This is a genomic window from Pseudoalteromonas sp. AWM4_233, from assembly GCF_056158285.1.
The window spans coordinates 1-4548 of the sequence record NZ_JBSWSZ010000007.1 but is presented as its reverse complement, the minus strand read 5'-3'; the positions used below and the strand labels follow the sequence as shown (position 1 = coordinate 4548).

The 4548-nt window shown below is 50.5% G+C and carries 9 protein-coding genes and 1 pseudogene; 4 read left to right on the top strand and 6 right to left on the bottom strand.

Features of this window, described 5'->3' with window-relative positions:
• Positions 1-18 precede the first annotated feature (18 nt).
• From bamC (ACXAC4_RS18035) to purC, 3 genes are read left to right on the top strand one after another with little or no spacing between them, the layout of a single operon-like run.
• The gene (gene bamC / locus ACXAC4_RS18035; RefSeq protein WP_475164328.1) at positions 19-159 is read left to right on the top strand and encodes an outer membrane protein assembly factor BamC; all 141 of its coding nucleotides are present in this window, start codon (positions 19-21) and stop codon (positions 157-159) included.
• Positions 101-415 (top strand): outer membrane protein assembly factor BamC, encoded by a 315-nt coding sequence (gene bamC / locus ACXAC4_RS18030; RefSeq protein WP_475164323.1) that lies wholly within the window; start codon positions 101-103, stop codon positions 413-415. Before bamC (ACXAC4_RS18035) ends, bamC (ACXAC4_RS18030) begins: the two co-directional genes overlap by 59 nt.
• 57 nt (positions 416-472) lie before the next feature.
• On the top strand, positions 473-1186 hold the full coding sequence (gene purC, locus ACXAC4_RS18025; RefSeq protein WP_077675606.1) for a phosphoribosylaminoimidazolesuccinocarboxamide synthase: 714 nt from the start codon (positions 473-475) through the stop codon (positions 1184-1186).
• Positions 1187-1248: 62 nt separating this feature from the next.
• Here purC and ACXAC4_RS18020 read toward each other — a convergent pair whose 3' ends face one another.
• The 5 genes and pseudogenes from ACXAC4_RS18020 to ACXAC4_RS18000 form a co-directional block, all read right to left on the bottom strand.
• Complete coding sequence (locus ACXAC4_RS18020; protein WP_069587408.1) at positions 1249-1431, bottom strand: DUF2897 family protein; 183 nt, start codon at positions 1429-1431, stop codon at positions 1249-1251.
• Complete coding sequence (locus ACXAC4_RS18015) at positions 1419-1868, bottom strand: M15 family metallopeptidase (protein WP_475164319.1); 450 nt, start codon at positions 1866-1868, stop codon at positions 1419-1421. The genes ACXAC4_RS18020 and ACXAC4_RS18015 overlap by 13 nt, the downstream gene beginning before the upstream one ends.
• Entirely contained in the window at positions 1759-2082 is a 324-nt protein-coding gene (locus tag ACXAC4_RS18010; protein WP_475164325.1) for a D-alanyl-D-alanine carboxypeptidase family protein, read from the bottom strand. Before ACXAC4_RS18010 ends, ACXAC4_RS18015 begins: the two co-directional genes overlap by 110 nt.
• Before the next feature lie 32 nt (positions 2083-2114).
• A pseudogene (gene dapE / locus ACXAC4_RS18005) lies at positions 2115-3250 on the bottom strand (succinyl-diaminopimelate desuccinylase).
• Positions 3251-3288: 38 nt separating this feature from the next.
• A complete protein-coding gene (locus ACXAC4_RS18000) occupies positions 3289-3633 on the bottom strand; it encodes an ArsC family reductase (RefSeq protein ID WP_475164317.1) in 345 nt (114 codons plus the stop codon).
• A gap of 236 nt (positions 3634-3869) precedes the next feature.
• Between ACXAC4_RS18000 and ACXAC4_RS17995 the strand changes: the two genes are divergently transcribed.
• Entirely contained in the window at positions 3870-4148 is a 279-nt protein-coding gene (locus ACXAC4_RS17995) for a winged helix-turn-helix domain-containing protein (RefSeq protein ID WP_025740011.1), read from the top strand.
• Here the strand turns inward: ACXAC4_RS17995 and ACXAC4_RS17990 are convergent.
• Positions 4145-4548: DUF1499 domain-containing protein (locus tag ACXAC4_RS17990; protein ID WP_475164313.1), on the bottom strand; the 404-nt coding region annotated here is incomplete at its 5' end. The genes ACXAC4_RS17995 and ACXAC4_RS17990 overlap by 4 nt on opposite strands.

The following is a 4548-nucleotide window of genomic DNA, read 5'->3' as shown; positions in this document are numbered from 1 at the left end:
AAGGTTAAAAGAAACAGGATGACAGAACCCTCCAGCACCTTTCCAATCAGCTTTGGCACTGATCGCAGCGGTTTGCCGGTTATTATTGCCCGTGCGCCGTATGATGTGGTGTGGGAAAAGCTGCCCAGCGATTATCAAGCCGCTCGGTTTTTCGATTGAAAGCCGCAATCAATCGCAAGGCACTGTGAAAACACGCCACGTCGCGCCCAGCGATGAAAGCTGGCAAGCGTTGGGCGTTGCGCCAATTAGTTTAAGCGATAATAGCTATACCTTGCTGTTAGGTGATTTGGGGAACCGAACCTCAATCAACGTGACAACCAGCAAAGGGAAACCAGTGAAAGAGGAAACGCTCCAAGCCTTGAGCCCTGCACTGAAAGCGGTTATTGCCCAGCTTGGCAATGCGCCAACCCCATAATCACCCAGGGACGCCTTATGGCGTCCCTGAGTTAGCGCCTAATGGAGAGTATAGGTAATGGAAAAACGTGCTGAGTTGTATCGCGGCAAAGCGAAGTCTGTGTATGCAACTGATGATGAAAACCGCTTTATTCTGCACTTTCGTAACGACACCTCTGCGTTTGACGGTGAGCGAGTAGAGCAGCTAGATCGCAAAGGGGAAGTGAATAACAAGTTTAACCACTTCATCATGCAAAAGCTGGAAGCGGCTGGCATCCCGACCCAAATGGATCAGCTACTGTCTGATACCGAAGCGGTGGTAAAAAAACTGGAGATGATCCCAGTAGAATGTGTGGTCCGTAATATTGCCGCCGGCTCTTTGTGTCGCCGCCTAGGCGTTGAAGAAGGCACGGCGTTGACGCCACCGACATTTGAGCTGTTTCTTAAAAATGATGCGTTGCATGACCCTATGGTCAATGAATCGCTTTGTGAGTCGCTAGGATTTGCCTCGCAAGCACAACTGGAGACCATGAAAGCGCTGACCTATAAAGTCAATGATGTGCTTAAAGCCTTGTTCGCTGAAGGTGACTTGTTGCTGGTGGATTACAAACTCGAGTTTGGCGTAGACCATCAAGGTAACATTGTCCTCGGTGACGAGTTTAGCCCAGATGGCTGCCGCTTGTGGGATGCCAACACCCGAGAAAAGCTGGATAAAGACCGCTTCCGTCAAGGTTTGGGTGGCGTTGTTGAAGCCTACATCGAAGTGGCGAAGCGTATTGGCCTGAACCTGTAATTTTTTGTCTTAAAAACGCAAACGTTTGCGTTTATTTAAGAGAAAATAGCGCCATGATGGCGCTATTTTTTTGTCGATGGTGTGTCGTCGGGGTGTGTTTCGTCAGCGTCGGTTTTATCGTCAGGTTTATCTTTATATTTAAGCCCAAACTTAGCATTCGCCGTGTACTTAAGCGCCATAATATTGCTGACCACGACCGCGACCACAATCGCGATAATCACATAAGGATTGGTTAGCCATTCCATGAGTGCACCTCGCAGATGTTGGTGACATAGGTTGAATATATCCAATCTAGTTGTTCAAGAATAGCCTGCTGTCCCAGAATGGGCGCTTGCGCAATCACGCGATGCAAGCCATCTAAGGTCAAGGCATTAAGCAGAGGTTGGCTGGTGGCGATATGGCTAATGTGCCACGGTTCGCGAGCGACGCCTCCTTGGTCCTGCGCATAGGGGAAGAAAAATCCGTAGCGCGGCGCATGAGCGTGCAGCCAGGTTGCGAATCGGGCCTGAGGCCCATGATCGTATTCTGCTTGTGTCAGCGCCAACGATTCACCGGGTGCCAATGCCTGTTGGTCAAACACATCCAAATCCGTTCCCCAATGGTGACGGCTGGTGCCCGGGTAGGGCGGACCAACGCAAGATTGCTCGCACTCGCTCGTTATCGGTGAGGGTGTGAACGTCAATCGGTTGGCCGTGGTCGTCTAAGACCGGCTTTTCGCCTCGGTATTTGCCATTCCAAATTGCCAGTTGTCTGTCAAAAGACCGATGAGCACTGGCGATGGTTAGCGTAAAGCCGGCTTTTTGCGCACTATGGCGCAACGCCTCAAGGTGCTCAAGCACCTCGGGGTGCAAACAAGGCGCATTCGGCCGGGCATTGATAGGCACGAGAAATTGCATATCTTGCCCGGTTAATTGTGCAAGACTTAAGGTCAACGTAGGGCTTTCTCCAGCACTTTTTGGTACATGTCGGTGAGTTTTTCAAGATCGGGAATGCTGACGCACTCGTTCACTTTATGAATCGTGGCATTCACCGGACCTAGTTCAATCACTTGTGCACCCATTTTAGCAATAAAGCGACCATCAGACGTGCCGCCTGTGGTTAACAGCTGGGGCGTTTGATGATTGACTTCTTCGACCGCTTCGACCACCGCATCGAGTAGGGTGCCTTTGTCGGTTAAAAAGGGATCGCCGCTATGAGTCCATTCAACACGATACTCCAACCCGTGAGCATCAAGGATGGAATAGACCCGTTGCTTGATGGTCTCGCTATCAAGTTCGGTACTAAAGCGGAAGTTAAACTGTGCATGACACTCACCCAGGGATCACATTCGCAGCCCCAGTCCCCGCTTGAATGTTGGGAATTTGAAAGCTGGTCGGCGGGAAGAAGTCATTCCCGTTATCCCACACTGTTTGCGCCAGCTCAGTCAGGGCTGGCATAGCCTGATGCACGGGGTTATTGGCTAGGTGAGGATAGGCCACATGCCCTTGAGTGCCTTGCACATACAAATCGCCGGTGATCGATCCGCGACGGCCATTTTTGACCACATCCCCCACATGATGGGTACTCGAAGGCTCACCAACAATGCACATATCAATGATTTCATCGCGTGCGACCAGTGTATCAACCACGCGGGTCGTACCATTGATAAATGGTCCTTCTTCATCCGAAGTAATCAAAAAGGCAATCGAGCCGGGGTGATTTGGGTTTTCAGCGACAAAACGCTCAACTGCCACCACCATTGCTGCCAGTGAACCTTTCATATCGGCGGCGCCGCGACCATGGAGATGATCGTCAATCACCACTGCTTCAAACGGTGGCGTGTGCCACTTGATCGCGCGGTCCGGCTGGAACCACGTCGGTATGACCGGCAAAGGCAAATAATGGCCCTTGGGTGCCACGGCGTGCCCACAGATTAGTGGTATCTTCAAAGACCATCGGCTCAATGGTAAAGCCTAATGCTTTTAAGCGTGCAATCATTACATCTTGGCAGCCCGCATCCTCAGGGGTGACTGACTCACGGTTGATCAAATCTTTTGCCAAAGACAGGGTAGCACTGTCAGTCATCTTAGTTTCCTTACAACGAGAATGAACGGAACATCACATTACGCAAAAATGTCAGCGTATTGGTTCTCTTTAAAGCCGAGATAGTAGCTACCCTTGTGTACGAGTAGGGGGCGTTTAATGATCGCAGGGTTATCGAGCATGATGGCTATCGCACTGGCTTCATCGAGGCTGGCTTTTTGCTCATCGCTCAGTTGGCGGTAGGTCGTACCGCGTTTATTCACCAACGCTTCCCAGCCGAGTTCAGCAACAAAGGTGCGCAGCAGCGATGCGTCTAAGCCATCCTTGCGATAATCGTGATACTGATAGTCGATGCCTTGGTTATCTAACCATTTCAGCGCTTTTTTTAGGGTGTCGCAGTTTTTAATGCCAAATACAGTTGTCATGATTTTTTAGGTCGTGTTTTTGCGTGATTAAAGAGTGACACTGGTTGAGAGTGAACGCAATACCTAGCGCGGGATCGATGTGCTGATGAATATCAAGGTAGAGATCTCGCGCAGAGTGTGAATTCTCCCGCTAAATAGGTCTGCAGCACGTCGATTTGATGGCGTTTTGATCGAACGCAAAACCTCCTATTACCCGACATGAATAATGGGATTAATCAGAACTTTCGGAGGTTCGTATGGAACTAAATCCTGTGTTTGCACGGCGCTTGTATCTCGCCGCGCTTGTTGAAGAAATGGAACGTCCTAATGTACCGCGCTTAATTGAAGCGACGGGCTGGCCACGTCGCACTATTCAAGATGTCTTAAAGTCATTATCGGGCTTGGGAATCGACATGACCTTTATCCAAGATGGCAAGCGCCATAATGATGGGTACTACCAGCTAAAAGACTGGGGCCCCTTCCGCCGCGACTGGGTTGAAGATAAGAAGCGCGATATTCGTTCTTATATCAACTAAGGCGACGGTGCAATGAGTTTGCTATCGCGTAACGCCTGACGAATTGCGTCAGCGCGTCGTCGATTGGCACCAAAATCATAGTAGCCAACACGAGATGCGGATCGCAGCGCCAGTTCTGTGCCGTGCACTGATACTTCGACGTCGTCGACAAAGCGCAGCACTGGGGTCGTGAAGGTTAAGTGGGCATAGCTATCTTGTTGAGAGATAAGCTTCGCGCCCGATAGACTGGCAATGGTGTTGACGATATCGTCAAACCGGACAGACTCACTGGTCAGGATGAAAGGTGATAATGCAAACTTGGGTCGAGTATCCTTGCTTGATACGCAGTTAGGACTGTCTCCGCAGGCGGTGACCGGCGGCTGTTTCATGATCTTGTCTCCTGTCGAGCACCCTGTTGATA